The organism is Thalassospira sp. MCCC 1A01148 (assembly GCF_001613795.1).
GTDB lineage: Bacteria > Pseudomonadota > Alphaproteobacteria > Rhodospirillales > Thalassospiraceae > Thalassospira.
On the sequence record NZ_LPVZ01000020.1, the window covers coordinates 333,686 to 351,874 of the forward strand.

18 protein-coding genes are annotated in these 18,189 nt (G+C 53.3%); 13 read left to right on the forward strand and 5 right to left on the reverse strand.

What is annotated here, in order from left to right:
• The first annotated feature begins 38 nt into the window (after nucleotides 1-38).
• The 9 genes from AUQ43_RS11040 (at nucleotide 39) to AUQ43_RS11085 (ending at nucleotide 10,212) form a co-directional block, all read left to right on the forward strand.
• A complete protein-coding gene (locus AUQ43_RS11040) occupies nucleotides 39-737 on the forward strand; it encodes a helix-turn-helix domain-containing protein (protein WP_062957248.1) in 699 nt (232 codons plus the stop codon).
• Between the two features lie 327 nt (nucleotides 738-1,064).
• The gene (locus tag AUQ43_RS11050) at nucleotides 1,065-1,445 is read left to right on the forward strand and encodes a hypothetical protein (protein ID WP_062956341.1); all 381 of its coding nucleotides are present in this window, start codon (nucleotides 1,065-1,067) and stop codon (nucleotides 1,443-1,445) included.
• Nucleotides 1,446-1,449: 4 nt separating this feature from the next.
• Nucleotides 1,450-3,717, forward strand: coding sequence for a NosR/NirI family protein (locus AUQ43_RS11055; RefSeq protein WP_084272067.1), 2,268 nt, complete (start codon nucleotides 1,450-1,452; stop codon nucleotides 3,715-3,717).
• Nucleotides 3,714-5,663, forward strand: coding sequence for a TAT-dependent nitrous-oxide reductase (nosZ, locus tag AUQ43_RS11060; RefSeq protein WP_232310659.1), 1,950 nt, complete (start codon nucleotides 3,714-3,716; stop codon nucleotides 5,661-5,663). Before AUQ43_RS11055 ends, nosZ begins: the two co-directional genes overlap by 4 nt.
• 6 nt (nucleotides 5,664-5,669) lie before the next feature.
• Complete coding sequence (locus AUQ43_RS11065; RefSeq protein WP_062956342.1) at nucleotides 5,670-7,007, forward strand: nitrous oxide reductase family maturation protein NosD; 1,338 nt, start codon at nucleotides 5,670-5,672, stop codon at nucleotides 7,005-7,007.
• Nucleotides 6,979-7,869 (forward strand): ABC transporter ATP-binding protein, encoded by an 891-nt coding sequence (locus AUQ43_RS11070; RefSeq protein WP_062956343.1) that lies wholly within the window; start codon nucleotides 6,979-6,981, stop codon nucleotides 7,867-7,869. The genes AUQ43_RS11065 and AUQ43_RS11070 overlap by 29 nt, the downstream gene beginning before the upstream one ends.
• On the forward strand, nucleotides 7,866-8,687 hold the full coding sequence (locus tag AUQ43_RS11075; protein ID WP_062956344.1) for an ABC transporter permease: 822 nt from the start codon (nucleotides 7,866-7,868) through the stop codon (nucleotides 8,685-8,687). Before AUQ43_RS11070 ends, AUQ43_RS11075 begins: the two co-directional genes overlap by 4 nt.
• Nucleotides 8,684-9,277 (forward strand): nitrous oxide reductase accessory protein NosL, encoded by a 594-nt coding sequence (locus AUQ43_RS11080; protein WP_062956345.1) that lies wholly within the window; start codon nucleotides 8,684-8,686, stop codon nucleotides 9,275-9,277. The genes AUQ43_RS11075 and AUQ43_RS11080 overlap by 4 nt, the downstream gene beginning before the upstream one ends.
• 8 nt (nucleotides 9,278-9,285) lie before the next feature.
• Nucleotides 9,286-10,212 (forward strand): FAD:protein FMN transferase, encoded by a 927-nt coding sequence (locus AUQ43_RS11085; protein WP_062957251.1) that lies wholly within the window; start codon nucleotides 9,286-9,288, stop codon nucleotides 10,210-10,212.
• 54 nt (nucleotides 10,213-10,266) lie between these two features.
• Here AUQ43_RS11085 and AUQ43_RS11090 read toward each other — a convergent pair whose 3' ends face one another.
• The 3 genes from AUQ43_RS11090 to AUQ43_RS11100 all read right to left on the reverse strand — a co-directional run bounded on the left by AUQ43_RS11090 (nucleotide 10,267) and on the right by AUQ43_RS11100 (nucleotide 12,855).
• A complete protein-coding gene (locus AUQ43_RS11090) occupies nucleotides 10,267-10,962 on the reverse strand; it encodes a Crp/Fnr family transcriptional regulator (protein WP_062956346.1) in 696 nt (231 codons plus the stop codon).
• Nucleotides 10,940-11,677 (reverse strand): Crp/Fnr family transcriptional regulator, encoded by a 738-nt coding sequence (locus AUQ43_RS11095; protein WP_062956347.1) that lies wholly within the window; start codon nucleotides 11,675-11,677, stop codon nucleotides 10,940-10,942. The genes AUQ43_RS11090 and AUQ43_RS11095 overlap by 23 nt, the downstream gene beginning before the upstream one ends.
• Before the next feature lie 470 nt (nucleotides 11,678-12,147).
• Entirely contained in the window at nucleotides 12,148-12,855 is a 708-nt protein-coding gene (locus AUQ43_RS11100) for a DUF542 domain-containing protein (protein WP_084272069.1), read from the reverse strand.
• 272 nt (nucleotides 12,856-13,127) lie between these two features.
• Here AUQ43_RS11100 and AUQ43_RS11105 point away from each other — a divergent pair, with 272 nt between their 5' ends.
• The 3 genes from AUQ43_RS11105 to AUQ43_RS11115 are packed head-to-tail and all read left to right on the forward strand — an operon-like array spanning nucleotide 13,128 to nucleotide 15,754.
• Nucleotides 13,128-13,838 (forward strand): SCP2 domain-containing protein, encoded by a 711-nt coding sequence (locus AUQ43_RS11105; protein ID WP_181838534.1) that lies wholly within the window; start codon nucleotides 13,128-13,130, stop codon nucleotides 13,836-13,838.
• Between the two features lie 24 nt (nucleotides 13,839-13,862).
• On the forward strand, nucleotides 13,863-14,840 hold the full coding sequence (locus AUQ43_RS11110; protein ID WP_062956349.1) for a peptidase U32 family protein: 978 nt from the start codon (nucleotides 13,863-13,865) through the stop codon (nucleotides 14,838-14,840).
• A complete protein-coding gene (locus AUQ43_RS11115) occupies nucleotides 14,837-15,754 on the forward strand; it encodes a U32 family peptidase (RefSeq protein WP_062956350.1) in 918 nt (305 codons plus the stop codon). The genes AUQ43_RS11110 and AUQ43_RS11115 overlap by 4 nt, the downstream gene beginning before the upstream one ends.
• Before the next feature lie 285 nt (nucleotides 15,755-16,039).
• On the opposite strand, the gene AUQ43_RS11120 is transcribed toward AUQ43_RS11115, so the two are convergent.
• Entirely contained in the window at nucleotides 16,040-16,774 is a 735-nt protein-coding gene (locus tag AUQ43_RS11120) for a Crp/Fnr family transcriptional regulator (protein WP_062956351.1), read from the reverse strand.
• A gap of 172 nt (nucleotides 16,775-16,946) precedes the next feature.
• On the opposite strand from AUQ43_RS11120, the gene AUQ43_RS11125 reads away from it, so the two are divergent.
• Complete coding sequence (locus AUQ43_RS11125) at nucleotides 16,947-17,183, forward strand: hypothetical protein (RefSeq protein ID WP_062956352.1); 237 nt, start codon at nucleotides 16,947-16,949, stop codon at nucleotides 17,181-17,183.
• 88 nt (nucleotides 17,184-17,271) lie between these two features.
• Here the strand turns inward: AUQ43_RS11125 and AUQ43_RS11130 are convergent, their stop codons facing one another.
• On the reverse strand, nucleotides 17,272-18,138 hold the full coding sequence (locus tag AUQ43_RS11130; RefSeq protein WP_062956353.1) for a transglutaminase family protein: 867 nt from the start codon (nucleotides 18,136-18,138) through the stop codon (nucleotides 17,272-17,274).
• Nucleotides 18,139-18,189: the final 51 nt, after the last annotated feature.

Here is an 18,189-nt window from a genome sequence, read left to right on the forward strand (position 1 = left end):
AAGACATGAATCTGCGCGAGTTAAGAAGTGAGGAAGAAATGCCCGATTCGACCTTCCCGGAGGTGCGTAGTCTGGATCTCTTCGCTGATATGAGCGATGAGAACTATGCCAAGCTCATGCGTGGCGCTTATTTGCAGACATTTCCGCCACACGTCGATCTCATTGGCGAAGGAGAAGATGCCGATTTTCTCCATGTCCTGGTATCGGGCGCAGTTGATCTGTTTTCCAGCTGGAGCAACCGGGAGACAAGCGTCATGATCGTCAAGCCGGTCTCAACATTCATTCTTGCCGCCACCATTCGCGATGCGCGCTATCTGATGTCGGCCAGAACAATGGAAAAAAGCCGGATTGTCATGATCCCCAGTCAGGATGTCCGCGCGATCTTTGATCTTGATGCAGGCTTTGCCCGTGCGGTTGTTGTTGAGTTGGCCGCTTGTTACCGGTCCGTGATCAAAACCACCAAAAATCTCAAATTGCGCACAGCACTTGAACGGTTGGCAAACTATCTGCTCAGTCGCTCCCAGGATCACGATGGTGCACTGAATTTCGTGCTGGATCTTGAGAAACGGCAGCTGGCATCCGTTCTTGGAATGACACCCGAAAATCTGAGCCGTGCTTTCAAGGCTTTGCAAGCATATGGCGTGCAGGTTAATGGCGAAAATGTCGTCATTAACAATATGGACGACCTCCAGACCTTCGCCAAACCAACATCACTTATTGATGATAACCGGACCTAAAGGGCGAACTCATATGAATCTGGGCGCCCCCTGATTGTAATGAACTGTCACTTCGTTTCCTGATTGCCAAGCAGTCTGAAACCTGCTGACGTCTTGAATGACAAAGACTTTAACTGTTGCCACATACGCTTGCGTTTATGTGAAAGCTTAAATTTGTCTGGCCCGCTTCGCACGGCACTTGAACGACATATGTCAGATATCCCGTCGTCGTGCTTCAGCTGACTGATTAATCTTCTATCGTTCAGCTCATTCGGGTGACGACCAAGCCCCCCTTCCACTTGACCACTGTCAATAATCAGGAATCTGCGATGGAATATGAGAAGCATTATGGAAAAAATGCTTCGCACATTTCTGTTGTTTCTGATCGCACTTTCCCTGACCGGAACCGGTGTTGCTCAGGCTATTGCTCAAGTGACGAAGCAAACTGCAGCTGCTGACCTTGTTCAAATCACGATCTGCAGTACAGACCAGACTCCCGTAACAATATTGATCGACCGGAACGGCAACAAAGCACCCGCACCCGTCGAATGCGATTACCCAAATTGCATGAACTGCCTGAGCGGATCTGCATTCCAGCATTCAGACCCAATTGGCGTGCCCGAACATGACCGCAAAGTCGTTCTGACGATCTTCCCCATGTCATTTGACCACGCCAGTGCAACACCGACTGCACCGGCGACGGCACGCGCGCCTCCGTACAAGGTTTGAATTCATGAACATCCCATTTGCCCCACGTCATCTTCAGACCAAATACCAGGCACCCGGCGCATTGATGCTCCTGCAGTGTCTTCTGGTCATTGCTGTTGTTTGTCTTCTTTCTTCAGTGCTGTGGGTTTCACAGGCAAACGCGCAAAACAAACCTGTTCTGGCGCAGTTCATTGAAAAAGTTCCCGCAGCATCCCTGGTCGAGGGCGCTGATGGTTATGGTCCGGTTCAAAAAGACGTGCCGGTCGCACCGGTTCTCAAGAACGGTGAGCAGATCGGCTGGGCTTTTATTACCTCTGATTTTGTTGGCACCACCGGCTATTCCGGCAAACCGATCCATGTGATGGTCGCTGTTGACTCACAGGCCCGGATCATCGGTGTCAAACTGGTCAAGCATTCCGAACCGATTGTCCTGATTGGCATTCCAGAAGAGCGGATCGCGTCACTCACCGAGGGATATGTCGGCTTTGACCTGGTTGCCGCAACAAAAGATGCGGACCACGAGCTGAATATTATTTCCGGTGCAACGGTGACGATTATGGTCATCGATGACTCGATCCTGCGCTCGGGCATCAAGGTTGCGCGCATGCTCGAACTGGGTGGATTGAGTGCCCCCGAGCAATCCAATGCAGCACAATTCAAAATCAGATCGGATGCGACCGCCCCGGAAGACTGGTTCACACTGGTTGGCGACGGGACAATTCGTCGCATGTCGCTTGATGTCGGTCAGGTGAACGACGCCTTTGCCACGATGGATGATCCAAGGGCGCTTGAGCGCCCGATTGAAGCCCCGGCCGAAGAAACCTTCATCGACATGTATGTCTCGCTTGTCAGCATCCCGGCCATTGGCAAGGCCACACTTGGCGAGCGCGGCTACAACAATCTGAAAACCTGGCTCAAGGATGGCGAAGAAGCCATTCTTGTTACCGCCCGGGGACAATACTCCTTCAAGGGTTCGGGATATGTCCGCGGCGGCTTGTTTGACCGTATCCAGCTTATTCAGGGCGATATGTCGGTACGTTTCCGCGACCGCAACCATCGCCGTGTTGGTGACATCATGGCCGATGGCGCACCGCAATTCAAAGAGATGGATCTGTTCAAGATCCCGGCAAGCAGCAACTTTGATCCGACACAACCCTGGCGTCTGGAACTTCTGGTCCATCGTGATGTCGGCGCAATTGAACGTCTCTACACCACCTTTGACATCGGCTGGCAGCCGCCAGCCAACTACCTCACCAAATTAGTTTCGCCGACGCCAGAGGCTGACAACTCAACCGGGGCTGGTTTCGCAACCGACGAACAGGCTGCCAAAACCGCCCTTTGGCAGCGGATCTGGCGTGACAAGACGGTCGAAATCGTCGTACTCAGCATCATGCTGATTGTTCTGACGGCTGCATTCTTCTTCCAGGGCTTTCTGACACGTTCTGCAAAATTTACCTTCTGGTTCCGCATCTACTTCCTGACTGTCACGCTGGTGTTCCTTGGCTGGTATGCCAACGCGCAGCTTTCCGTTGTCAATCTCATGGCGCTGACCAACTCGCTTGTGACGGGCTTTACCTGGGAAGCATTCCTGCTTGATCCACTGACCTTTATCCTGTGGTTCTCGGTTGCTGCGGCGCTGATCTTCTGGGGGCGTGGTGCCTATTGCGGCTGGTTGTGCCCGTTTGGCGCGCTTCAGGAACTGACCAACCGGATTGCCAAATTCTTCCATGTCCCGCAATGGACGCTTCCGTGGGGGCTGCATGAACGGCTCTGGGCGGTGAAATACATCATCTTCCTTGGCCTGTTTGGCACCATGCTGGCCTCCATTGATCAGGCGGAGAAACTGGCCGAGGTCGAACCTTTCAAGACCGCCATCATCCTCAAATTTGATCGGGCATGGCCGTTTGTTCTTTACGCCCTTGTCCTTCTTGGCGCCGGGCTTTTCGTCGAACGGTTCTATTGCCGGTATCTGTGCCCATTGGGCGCAGCCCTCGCGATCCCGGCGCGTATGCGCATGTTTGACTGGCTCAAACGCTACAAGGAATGCGGCAGCCCCTGCCAGAGCTGCGCGCATGAATGCATGGTTCAAGCCATCCACCCCACAGGAGAAATCAACCCCAACGAGTGTCACAACTGCCTTCACTGTCAGGTGCTGTATCAAAGCGAAAAAATCTGTCCGGTCGTGATCAAGAAACTCAAGCGGCAGGAAAGCCTCTTGGCAAGCACGGAAGGCGCACAAAAAGCGCTGAACCGGACCCGGACGACAAAGCAAAATCTCAAGGAGAAGTCATGATGTCTGACAAAACATCCAAACCCGGAATCAGCCGACGTGATCTATTTGGCGTAGCCGCTGGCGGTGCTGCCTTTGCCGGTGCGGCAGGTGCTGCACGCTTGGCAGCAGTCGGTGGCGCAACCGGTGCTGCAACAGCCCTTTCGATTGGCAGCGCCCAAGCTTCAACCGGCGCAGAGGCAAGCCTCGCCCCCGGTCAGCTTGATGAGTATTACGGTTTCTGGTCGTCGGGCCAGACGGGCGAAATGCGCATTCTGGGTATCCCGTCCATGCGTGAACTGATGCGCGTCCCTGTTTTCAACCGTTGCTCGGCAACGGGTTGGGGGCAGACCAATGAAAGCCTGAATGTTCTTACCGAGAACATGTTGCCCAAAACCAAGGAATTTCTCGCTGCCAACGGCAAGAAGATTCATGATAACGGCGACTTGCATCACGTCCATATGTCCTTCACCGAAGGCAAGTATGACGGCCGTTTCCTGTTCATGAATGACAAGGCGAATACGCGTGTGGCGCGTGTGCGTTGCGATGTCATGAAGGCTGACAAGGTCCTGGAAATCCCGAACGCAAAGGCCATTCACGGCCTGCGTCCGCAAAAATGGCCGCGTACCAACTATGTCTTTGCCAATGGCGAGGACGAGACGCCGATGGTCAATGACGGCAAGGTGCTTGATGATCCGTCGCAATACGTAAACTTCTACACTGCAATCGACGCAGACGAGATGCAGGTCGCATGGCAGGTCATGGTATCGGGCAACCTTGATAACACCGACGCCGACTATGACGGCAAGTATGCCTTTTCAACCAGCTATAACTCGGAAATGGGGATGAACCTTGCGGAAATGACCGCGTCCGAGCTTGATCACGTTGTTGTCTTTAACATCAAGGAAATCGAAAAAGGCATCGCAGCAGGCGATTACATCGAGCTCAATGGTGTAAAAGTTATCGATGGCCGCAAAGGCAAGAACAAGAACTACACCCGATACATCCCGATCCCCAACAGCCCGCATGGCTGTAACATGGCACCGGACAAGAAGCACCTTTGCATCGCCGGCAAGCTTTCCCCGACTGTATCGGTGATTGATGTCACCAAGCTGGATGCCGTGTTCTATAACGGCGCAGAACCGCGTTCCGCCGTTGTTGCCGAACCGGAACTGGGACTTGGCCCGCTACATACCGCATTTGACGGCAAGGGTAACGCACTGACCACCCTGTTCCTCGACAGTCAGGTGGTCAAATGGAACATTGAAAAAGCCGTGCGTGCCTACGCTGGTGAAAATGTCGATCCGATCATCAAAAAGGTCGATGTCCATTACCAGCCGGGCCACAATTCCACCTCGATGGGGGAAACTCTGGAAGCTGACGGGAAATGGTTCATTTCAATGAACAAGTTCTCCAAGGACCGCTTCCTGAATGTCGGCCCGCTTAAGCCAGAAAACGAACAGTTGTTCTCGATGCAGGGCGATGATCTGGTTCTTATGCATGATGGTCCGACATTCGCCGAACCCCATGATTCGATCATTGTTCACCGTTCGGTGGTCACCCCGGCCAGTGTCTGGAATCGTCAGGATCCGATGTGGGCCAAAACCCGCGAACAGGCCGAGGCAGATGGCGTCGACATTGACGATTGGACCGAAACCGTTGTCCGCGATGGCAACAAGGTCCGTGTCTATATGAGTTCTTCAGCACCGACCTTCAGCCTTGAGTCCTTCAAGGTCAAGGAAGGCGATGAAGTAACCGTCATCATCACCAACATGGACGACATCGATGACCTGACACACGGCTTCACCATGGGGGACCATGGCGTTGCATTCGAGGTCGGCCCACAAGCAACCGCATCGGCAACCTTTGTCGCCTCCAAACCGGGTGTCTACTGGTACTATTGCCAGTGGTTCTGTCATGCCCTGCACATGGAAATGCGTGGCCGTATGTTCGTTGAACCGCGGAGTTAACCTGTGATGTTGCGCCCCGTCATGATGATCTTGGCCATGGCTGTCTTGCCGCTACAGGTTATTGCGGCAACGCAATCTGTGCCGTCAACTGACGGGGCACTGATCTCTGCCATCGCCGGGGCTGCCCCCGGCGATGTGCTGCTGCTTGATCCGGGCCCCCATCAGGGTCCCATAGAACTCGATAGGCCCATCACCATTGATGGTCAGGGCAAAGCAAAAATTTATGGAAACAAGACCGGAAGCGTCATTTCTGTAACCGGAACGGATATCGCCATCCGTGGGCTTGAGATCGCGGGTTCGGGTTCAGCACATGAAACAATTGATTCCGGCATCCAGCTCCATCGGACAGCCGCACGTATTCTGGTCGAGGATAACCGCATCCTCGGAAACCTCTATGGGGTTGATATTCACGGCGCCAAACAAGCCACGGTGCGCGACAATGTCATTATCGGACGCCGCGATCACAGACTGAATTCGCGTGGCAACGGCATATATGTCTGGAACGCGCCGGGAACACTGGTCGAAAACAACGAGATCCAGTTCGGGCGCGACGGCATTTTCGTGAACACCTCCAAACGCGGCGTCTTCCGTGGCAATCTGATGCGCGATCTGCGATTTGCGGTGCATTACATGTATGCCCATGATTCAGAAATCTCGGGCAATGTATCGATTGGCAATCACCTTGGTTTTGCCCTGATGTATTCGAACCGCATCACGGTGCGCGATAATCTGTCTCTTGCGGATCGCGACCAGGGCTTGATGCTGAACTATACCAACAAGTCTGATCTGGTCGGAAATCTGGTACGCGGCGCAGGCGGGAAATGCCTGTTTATCTATAACGCGCATAACAATCTGATCGGGGACAACCGGTTCGAGGGCTGCCAGACCGGCATACATTTCACCGCTGGTTCCGAAAGCAATGCCCTGACAGGCAATGCCTTTATCGCCAACAAAACCCAGGTCAAGTATGTCGGGACCCGTGACGTCGAATGGAGTTTCGATGGCCGGGGAAATTTCTGGTCCGATCATCCGGTATTCGATCTTGATGGCAACGGCATTGCTGACAGCCGGTTCCGGCCAAACGATCTTGTCGATCATATTTTATGGTCCCAACCCGCAGCCGGAATGCTTTTGGGATCACCCGCCGTTCAATTGATCCGCTGGAGCCAGGCACACTTCCCGGCAACTTTGCCGGGCGGGGTCGTCGACAGCTTCCCGCTGATGAAACCGATCGAAATTCCGGTTCCCGAAGAAATCGTCTCCATTGAAATGGCTGCTCGCGCCAATCCTGTCTGGCTGCGTGAAAGGACTGAAAATGTGTCTGACCCTCTCGCAAGTCACTAAACGCTATGATGATCATACCGTTCTTGATGCGGTTGGCTTTGATGTTGCCGCAGGTGAACGCGTTGCCTTGCTCGGCCATAATGGTGCCGGCAAGTCGACACTGATGAAGATCATTCTCGGCCTTGTCACTGCCGACGGGGGAACGGTTTCTGTCCATGGTCTTGCACCCGGAAGTTACCGGGCCCGCATGCAAACAGCCTATCTTGCCGAAAACGCGTCCTTTCATCCGTCGCTGACCGGACAAGAACAGCTTCGATATTATCTTCGACTTCGCGGCGAAGATCCCCGAAAGGCTGCATCGCTTCTTGAACGCGTCGGATTGGGGGCAGCAGCAAACCGCCGCATTGGAACCTATTCCAAGGGAATGCGCCAACGTGTCGGCATGGCTCAGGCGCTTATTGGTGAACCGAAACTCCTGATCCTTGATGAACCGACAAGCGGTCTCGACCCGGTATCACGGCGCGAGTTCTATGTCATTCTTGATGAACTGGCAGCACAAGGCACCGCAATTCTTTTGTCTTCTCATGCCCTTACCGAGGTTGAAGCCAGAACTGATAGGATCGTCATTCTGTCGTCAGGCGTAATGGTCGCAAACGATACCCTGGCAAACCTGCGTCAAAAAGCATCGCTGCCTATCCGCCTTCAGGTATCCGCCCAACGCGGCAAGGCGGACGAGGTCGCCCAAAAGCTTTCCGGGGAACGCAGCAACGGCGTGATGGTCGATCTGGTGTGCAATTCTCAGGAAAAGCTCGCACGTCTTGGCGATATCTCGGCACTGGGGCCATTGGTCGATGATGTCGATGTCATTCCGCCAAGTCTGGAAGATATCTATAGCCATTTCAGCAAACGGGGGAACGCATGAACAAGGTTCTGGCAACAGCCCACAGCGAATTCATCATTGCGCTTCGTAACCGCTGGGTGGCGATTTCTGTCGCGATGATGGTGTTGTTTTCACTTGTGTTATCTGCTGCGGGCAGTGCCCCGACCGGCGCAGTTGGTGTGGATAAACTGTCCGTCACCGTCGCAAGCCTGACATCCCTTGCGGTGTATCTTGTGCCGTTGGTTGCACTGTTGATGTCATTTGACGCAATCGCAGGCGAAATCGAACGCGGCACCTTGTCCCTTGTTCTGACCTATCCCGTCGCCCGCGGGGAACTGGTCCTTGGGAAATTCATCGCCCATCTGGCGATCCTGAGTATCGCCGTCTTGGCCGGCTACGGAATTGCCGCCGTCGCTGCGATTGCAACGGACCCTAATGCGCTTGTTGGCATCCCTGCACTGTTTCGCCTGTTCTGGTCGTCGCTTCTTCTTGGCGCGACATTCCTTGGCATCGGTTATGGCATATCGGCATTCGCACGCCGACCCGGCGCAGCAGCGGGATTGGTGATCGGGCTCTGGCTGGTTCTGATCGTTTTGTATGATCTTGGCCTCTTGGCGGCCATTGTCGCCGATGATGGCGGAACCTTCACAACGCATTATTTTCCGTGGTTGTTAATCGGCAATCCGGCAGATGCTTTTCGGATCTACAACCTTGCCGTTTCGGATGCGACCGCTGCTGCAGCCGGCCTGACGGGGGCTGCCAATAGCATCCCCGCTGTTCATGCCCTGATATCGATGCTGATCTGGCCGGTGATTGCCACGGTCCTCGCCTGGCAGATTTTCAGGAGGGTGACACCATGATTTCCCGACTTGTGCTATCTCCAGTCACAATCGGCCTGCTTATTCTTGCCGGATGTCAGCAGCAGACGAAAGATACCATGCCGCCACCGGTCGCCATGACCGAAGAAGCTGTCGGACATTTCTGCCAGATGAACATTCTTGAGCATGCAGGCCCGAAGGCACAAATTCATCTTGAAGGTTTGCCCTACCCCCTGTTTTTCAGCCAGGTTCGCGATGGCATTGCCTATGAACGCATGCCCGAACAAAACTATAAAATCCGTGCGATTTACGTCACCGACATGTCCAGGGCCCATGACTGGGAAAATGTCGGACAAGAAAACTGGATACCGGCAACCAGCGCGCATTATGTCGTTGCCTCTGCCAAGACCGGGGGTATGGGGGCACCGGAACTTGTTCCCTTCTCTGATCAGGACGACGCCAAGAATTTCGTCAGTCGCCATGGCGGCCAGATAATGCGCCTTGAAGACATTGATGACGTGCTGGTTCTAAACAGTGCGCCAATCACACCATCTGCCGAGACACACGAAACGGCGATCGTGCCAGATGACGACGATTATCGTGCGCGTCTTGAAAAACTTCGCAAAGAATGAGGTCCACCATGCCCGACTTTTCACGACGCCGATTTCTGACCATATTTGCCGCCGCTGGCGCACTCTCGGCTGCACCGTTTACGTTAAAGGCACAGCATCCGGTCCGCACTTGGAAGGGCGTTGCAATGGGGTCTGCTGCATCGATCAGCCTGTCGCACCCCAACGCTGATGACATCCTTTTGCGTGCAACCCGCGAACTTGAACGACTGGAAAATATCTTCAGTCTCTATCGGGAAAATTCCACGCTTGCACAATTGAACCGCGATGGTGTGATTAACACTCCGCCTTTCGAACTTTTGGAATGCCTGGGACTGTGCGGGACCATAAACAGGGCAAGTGGCGGGCTTTTTGATCCAACGGTTCAGCCACTTTGGCAACTCTATGCGCAAAGCTATTCACAAGGCCGGGCGCCCGAGAATGTGATGATCCGTAAAACACTTTCAAGAACAGGCTGGGACAAGGTTGTTATCAATCAGAGCCAGGTCAGCTTCAAAAGACCGAACATGGCAATGACCCTGAATGGAATTGCCCAGGGCTACGTTGCAGACCGTATCGCCAAGTTGCTTCGTGATGACGGATTGAACAACGTCCTGATCAATACCGGCGAGTTCGCGGCACTGGGCCGCGACCCTGAAGGTGAAGACTGGCCTGTTTCAATCAATACCGGATCAGAAATTCGAAAAGGAAAGGTAATGTTGCGCGACAACGCCGTGGCAACATCACTGCCGAACGGCACCTTCTTTGATCAGGCGGGCCTTGTTGGTCACATTCTTGATCCGCGCACCGGCCGTCCCGCACAAGCACGCCCAACAGCGGTTAGTGTGACGGCAACAAAGGCAGCTGTGGCAGATGGGCTCAGCACGGCAATTTGCCTTATGAATAAAGGCGAGGCAGACAAATTGCTCGCACAGTTCCCAAGCGCAAAACTGGTCTAGCTTTGCCTCCCATACTGGATGACATTTCTGGCAAACGTTTGGAACGCCACTGACCTAGTGGGCCAGTTCCAGAAGTGCCTCACGATCAAGTATCTGCAGTTTCGGCCCCGCCGATATGGCGCCAGATGCTTCAAGTTTGCGCAAGGACCGGGAAAACGTTTCTGGTGTAATACCGATCCGGCTGGCAATCTGGCGCTTATCGGGAAAATTCTTGCCACTTGAGCCGTCGATGGCCGCGCCATTTCGGTCTTCAAAATCGATCAGAAACGCAGCAATTCGTTGGATCGGACGCGTATGACGCAGTTTATAGATTTCCTCAAGGAAGAACCGTTCCCACCGCAACAGGCTTGCCAGCACATCTCCGACAACGTCAGGCGCGCTTTTGAGGATGCCAAGATAGGCCGTGCGCGGAATGGCCACGATTTCACAATTCTCGACAACCTGACATTCAACCGGATAGGACCGGCCCGCAAAGGAAACTGCCTCCGCAAAGGAACCGGCCTCGGTCAGGAAATGCATCACTGTTTCATCCCCCTGCGAGGAGGTTTTCACAAGCCGCAAATGACCGGACAAAAGAATGTAGAAATATTCGGCCACATCACCGGCCCGAAAAAGATGTTCCCCCCGGACATGGCTTTCGACCTTGCATGTTCCCAGCAGTGTCTGTAGCCGTTCTTCCCCAAGTGCCGCCAACAGCGGCACCTGAAAGATTACATCGTGATCTGCGCTAGACAGCGACCTTGAAACCATCAGACTGTTCCTCCTTGGCTTCACTGCTTGATAAACCACACCACTCGGCCAGCATCTCGGTATCTGCAATACGGATGATGTACCCGTTGGAGTGTTGGGAAACGCCATGTTCGGACAACTTTTTAAGCGCCCGGGAAAATGTCTCGCTTGTCATGCCAATCTTGCGTGCCAACGCAGACTTTTCCACGGTAAGCGGCGTTTCATGCCCATCCCCGACAGGAACCGCATCTGCAAGCAAATATATCCCCAAACGTTGGGCCGCTGACCGGCATTTCAGTTCCTCGGTCTGGCGCAACATTTGACATAGTCTTTCTGTTACGACCGACATCATGGTTAATGCCCGGACAAAGTGCGCCGAGAGAAAATCGGCAAAGGCGGCTCCGTCTATCCGGATGGCGGTCGTTGCGTCCAGCGTTTTGATTGAAACGGCGTAACAGGCTTCCGGTGCCAGCGCACACTCTCCTACAAGCTGTCCGTCACCCAGCAAATCAATAACACCGTCCTTGCCCTCCCCGTCCGTGTAGGACAACTCAACATGCCCATTCACAATCAGAAAAAGGGCCGATGCTGGGTCTCCGGCATGGATGATTACCGTATCTGGATCATACCGAACCCACGTACACAATGACGCCAGTTCCAGAATGTCGTCTTTCGGCCAGTTTTTGAAATAGCGCCCAGACTGGAGAACACCCGAGATTCGATCAATATCTCTCATTGTGAAGTTTCCATGGAAAAACGCGGTTGTAGCTAGGCTCAGGACCTATCGATTTAGTCTGAATGGTTCTCCGGATTTGCGCGGATACGCGAAGAAAAACCGCAGGAAGATATATATCTTTCAAGGATTTGCGACAAAGTAGCCCGTGCAAATCCGGTGAATCCGAAGGACAGACGTTATATTTGCAAACTCCTGCGTCAAACCCCTTCGCCGGGATACCAGCCCGCCCGGCGGGCCTTTCCTTGGATTTCACAAATATAACGTCTGCCATTCAGACCAAATCAATAGGTCCTGAGCCTAAGCATTGGAACAACTCTAACATTCAACCGGCCGGGGTGGATTGTTCCATGTCAAACAAGTCCGTCAGGCCCATAAAACAAAGTGCACCGTCCAGCAAAAAAGCCCTGCCAGTCAGCAGGGCTTTGTCACAGAAAACACGCGACGACATCGCCGTCACATTTTGCAGCAGACTATTCGAAACGCGGGAACAGGATCGAATTTTCAAGATACATATGTGCAACAAGATCTTCGATCAGCTTACCGATCGCGCTGTACAACCTGCGCCACGAACCGCATACCCCGTCAGGCAAGGTGCAATTGTTTGTCAATTTCTGCAGTTTGTGGATGGCTTGGCCGTGATCGTCATGCTCTTCGCGCATACAATGGATGGGCATGGCAAGTGCCGACGTAATCGAGGTATTCCTGCTCATTTCACGCATCGCCGGGAAAAGAACATTTTCCTCTTTGATCATGTGCATATCAAGTTGCTCTGCCATTTCCATCAATGCATCTGCCAGCCCTACCGGTGCGTCCGGATGGTCACCATGCACAATTTCAATTTCGCGAGACAGCGCAATCAGCTCGATCAACTCTTCGCGATGAACATCATGATAGCGCGTAAGGATGAAATCGATAAACCCATCAACATCCCCCACATCGGGCATGGTCAAAGGTCCCTTGGGAAGCCTGCAGAGTTCCCCGGCAATCACGCGGGGATCAAGTTCCTTGCGCTTTGCAGCTTCTTGAAGTGTCTGGTCAGGATGACAACAAAACCCGATGCGATGACGGCGAAAAACCAGCGTTGCGCCAGGGAAACATGAAATCAAGCCCCCCAGACTCTGATCAAGCAGTTCGGCGGGCTTAACGTCCAATGTTGCCGTGTTCAACGCATCTTGCATAAAGGTGTCCTCCCTAAGATCGGCATCCAGCAAACGAAAGGGAGTTTAAACCAGCGACAATTTGGCAGATTGACGATGGTCAAATGGATTTATGCCAAAAAATGTTGCGGTCGGTTCTGTTCGATTATCACGTCAAAGTAACATCCTGTCGGGTTGTTCCAACTAAGCGTAATTCCAATCTCACGGTGATTTGACAAACATCAAACGCCAACCCGCCCGGGCCAGTGATACTTCGCCATGCAAAACGCCGGAGTATGCCGTGGGAGTATGCCGTGACAGAAAGCCATCCATCCTTTACGCCATTTTTGCTGGCAAACCCGTTCATACGCAATGCGCCAGCCCTTTTGGTAGAGCGTATATGCCGCCACGCGATGGCGACGATGCATCATCGCTACAGACCGGTATTTGAACGGGTGGCAGAGCAAGAAGCATTCGCCTTGCTGATTTCTCCGACTGATCTGGATTTGCAATTCTATTTAAAAATAGATGCCGATCATCCAGAACTCCGCCCCGCAAGACATATCGAAGAAGAAACTGTCGCAGCACAGATATCAGGACCGTTACCCGCACTGCTGGAGCTTCTTCAGGGGACCTCAGATGGTGACGCACTGTTCTTTTCGCGCACATTGCGGATTGAGGGACGCACCGAACTTGTTGTCGCACTTCGCAATGCCCTGGATGGAGAATCAATTGATCTGCGATCCGCTGTGACTGAAAGCTTTGGCGTGATGGGCCCTGCAGCCAGGGCAGCACTTGGCCTTGCCGAAAAGATTTATCGACAACTTCAGCACGACATGAACCGGACGGCAGATGCATTGACGTCCCCCACCGCCAAACGTTTGCTCGGCGTGGAAAAACGCACATCCGCGCAAGCGGTCACACTGGCTGAGATCGAGAAAACAATACAAAGGCGGAACCGCCATACGCGCCCCAAACCATCCGGTGCGGCCAAGGATGATTTCGCGCTGCCCGTCAATCCCTGATCCACAACTGTTCACAGGTTCAATATGGAACTCGTTTGTCCTGCAGGAACACCTGCCAGCCTGCATGCCGCCGTCGCGGCGGGTGCTGATGTTGTATATTGCGGTTTTCGGGACGCAACGAATGCCCGAAACTTTCCGGGATTGAACTTTTCACGTGCAGAATTACGCGATGCCGTCAAACACGCGCACAAGCACGGAGTTCATGTCTATCTTGCCTGCAATACCTATCCGCAAGCCGGGGCGGAAGAAATCTGGCATAAGGCAGTTGATGATGCCGTGGCAATTGGTGTCGATGCCATCATCCTTGCTGATATCGGTTTGCTGCGATATGCGCGCGATCATCATCCTGACGCACGTTTGCATTTATCCGTGCAGGCATCTGCCTCGAACGAAGAGGCCATTCGATTTTATCATCAGGAATTCGGTGTACGACGCGTTGTGCTGCCCCGTGTTTTGTCGCTTGATGAGATACGCACCCTAAATCAGCGCATACAGGTTGAAACAGAAGTATTCGCATTCGGCGGGATGTGCGTCATGGCCGAAGGTCGTTGTTCACTGTCTTCATACGCGACGGGCGAAAGTCCGAATATGAACGGTGTCTGTTCACCGGCAGCACATGTTCACTATGAAGAACGCGGCGACACGACAGTTTCCCGACTGGGGAACTTCACCATCAACATCTACGACAGCGATGAAAAGGTCGGCTATCCGACGCTGTGCAAAGGCCGGTTTCGTGCCATGGACAAATCCGGCTATCTGTTTGAAGAACCCACCAGTCTTGATGTCACCGCCATGCTGCCGGAACTGGCAGATGCAGGCGTTTCTGCGCTCAAGATCGAAGGACGGCAACGCGGGAAGGCATATATATCGCAGGTCGTTGGCGCTTTTCGCACATCACTGGACAGGATCGCCGAGGGACAACTCAACGCGCGATCAAAACTCAGCACGCTGAGTGAAGGTCAAAGCGATACCACAGGTGCATACCGGAGAAGCTGGCAATGAAAAGATCGCGACTTGTTATGGGCCCGGTTCTTTTTCACTGGGACGAGGACCGCAAAAAGGATTTCTACAGCCGCATTGCAGATGAAACCGACGTCGATACGGTCCATGTTGGCGAAGTTGTCTGCGCAAAACGGATGCCCTTCTTTGACAAGCACCTCCCAGACGTTATCGAACGACTTCAGCGCAGCGGTAAGGAAGTTGTTCTTTCGACACTCGCACTGGTGATGAATGAGCGCGAAGTAAGTCAAATACGCGACATTGCGCAGATGCCCGACATTATGATTGAGGCCAACGATATTTCGGTTGTGCGCCTGCTCGCAGGTCAGCCGCACATGATTGGTCCCTACATCAACACCTATAATGAAGGGACGCTGTCCTACTTTGCCGAAAAAGGCGCTAAACGGATCGCCCTGCCATGGGAACTACCAATGTCCTCGATCACAGCATTATGTGGCGCGCAGACCGCAGCCGAGATTGAGGTACAGGTATTTGGCCGAATGCCCTTGGCCATTTCGGCCCGCTGCTATTCAGCACGGGCGCAGGGCCTGCACAAGGATGGGTGTCGGTACGTTTGCGGGGACCACCTTGATGGCATGGATGTCGAAACACTCGACGATACGCCGTTTCTGGCGGTCAACGGGTTGCAAACCCTGTCCAGCCACTATCTCGAAATTTCGGACAATATCGCACAGATGCAGAACGCCGGTGTGACAGCGTTCCGCCTGTCGCCACATAGTCTGGACATGACCAGGGTTTCGGATCTCTATCGTCAGGTTCTCGCGCGTAAAACCGATCCGGAAGAACTCAGGCACCGCCTGAAGGAAATGCGTTTCCCGATGGACTTTGCCAACGGCTTCTTGCACGAAGCCCCGGGGGCCGAGTTTCGTCAGAAGCACGCTCAGCAGGCAGAATAAGAACCACGCCAGAACCCACCATGAAAGAAAGGGCTGCAATCTGACGGATCGCAGCCCTTCAATACATTCACAATTCGGGGAGTTAGCACGGCATAACATTGTGAACACCAATCAGCATAACGCTTTGATCATGGACACCCTTGACAATGATCAACTGGAAGCTGCCTTGCGTGGCGCAAGATCAAAGTACGTAGCGCCATCTCCGAGGAAAATGCTGTTGCTGACGTTGAAAAATGGTTGGCTGGCAAAAATTTCTCTTAACCCGGCGCAGCGCACCCAGTTACTTCATTTTACAAGGATCGGACCAACTTGATCCAGATAACCCATTTCGAATTCAGCAAGTTCGATCAGCTTCTCCAGGTCATCGAAGCGAACAAGTCCCTTCTGGAAAGTCAGTAACTTCTGTTCGCGCAACTGGCGCAAGACGCGATTGATGTGAATGGCACTCAGCCCGAGCGTATCGGCAAGTTGATATTGCGACAATGGACACGGATAACCCTGCGCATTGCCGACACCAATCAATCTGAGCCGCGCACCAAGTTCCAAAAGAAAGTGCGCGGTTCGTTCGATCGCTGAACGCCTCCCGATATTGACGAGATGCTCCACAACCATCGCCTCGTCGCAGGAAACAGCCCACAGGATTGCCATCGCCAGTCTTGGCGAAGATGAGAATGCCGATAGCATGTCCTGTGCCTTGACTTCTGCGACCCGGACATCCGTGACCGCTTCAAAGCTGTGATCGGACGTACGCAACAGCAAACTCCGCAATCCCAGAAAGTCACCTGGAACCTGAAAATCAATGACCTGTCGTGCACCTTCGGGAAGCAACTTGTAGGACATCACCCAGCCGTCCTGCAGAATAAAAGCACGGTGTCCACTTTGACCTTCGTGGACGATGTCCTCACCGGCAGGAAACACAAGCGAACTTCCCGGCATTCTCGCAAGCGTATCAAGCTCTTGGTCCGTCAGATCGATATAGTTTTTCAGCTTCTTTGAAACGGCTTCGGTCGGGGAAAGCATCAAACTCGTTCTCCTCATCAAATATCGGAGCCCCTCAGTGTCGCACTGATATGAGAATACCCTCGCCAAACTAACCTGTGTATGCAGCGCCGGGACGAGGGGATGGTATGAACACACTGCTTCTGACGCGCAGTTTTTTTTTCAAACCAAAACCCAGAAGAGAGCAAAAACCATGAATTATGCAATGGATATCCAGGGATCCGCCGCGCTATCGATATGCGAGTCTACTCTAATATGCTTGGGGGATCTCGGAATTCTCGGTGCAGGAGATATTGCTGGCATTCTTGAAGACGCGAAAAATGCGCATATCGCAGTGCCGAAACAGGTTTCAACTCAAACAGATCATCAGGCGGTTCACAACCTGATCGACCGAATTATCAAGGGTGGAAACGCGCTGAAACTGGGCTAGCTAGGTTCACGCTCGACCGAGATGACCCGCAAAACCAACCTACCCGGCCGCCAGCGTTTGCCGTTGCACTGCAGACGCCCAAGGAGGCCTAGGTTTCCGTGATTCGCACCGCAACGCTCATTTCAAGCAGATCGTCTTTGTCACCGATGAATTGCCCCGAGACAGGAACCGCCTGTGACATTTCCCGAACCACGGCAACCGAAATAAGGTTACCAGAACCAATACTGCGATTTGTTGGATCAAAAGCAACCCAGCCTGCACCGGGAAGAAACACCTCGGCCCACGCATGTGTGGACCCTGAACCATCAGATCCGCTCAACAAGCCATCCGTGTTCACCAGATAGCCTGACACGACACGCGCACCAAGCCCCAAACACCGGGCGGCGGCAACGAACAGAACAGCAAAATCACGACACGACCCTTCCTGCTTGTCGAGCGTTTCAAGCGGCGTCTGTGTTCCCTCGCTTTCACGTATCTGATAGGTCGTTCTTTGTGCAATCCCGGCGCTGATATCCTTGAGCAACGAAAGCGTATCGGTCGGACGGCTGAAAATGAAACTGTTCACCCACTCAGATAACTGCCCATTTGGGTCAGGATAATGTTGAGCCGTCAGCGCGCCGAGATCGATCCATTCATCATCTGAGTATGAGAACGGAAAGTTGCACGCCGATGCCGAAATCGCAAAGACCGGCCATCGCGTCGTATTCATCTCGATCTTGGAGCGGCTTACAATTTCAAGATAGTCGGTCTTCTCCTTGAAATTTGCCGTTGCGATTGCATTGTCCGCAACATCATGTGTCCAGATTAACTCCGTCTGCGGGTTCATCGTGACGTCAAAGGAGACCAGACGGATGTCACGCACTTCTTGCGGGCGAAGCATCAATTTGTGCGGCCCAAGCAAAACGGGCCGACGATAGCGATAGATCGTCGAATGGATCAGCTCAAGAGACGGCATAAGGCTGCCTTACCACCGCATATGCGGTTTGTTCGGGTTCAGATTGGCGGA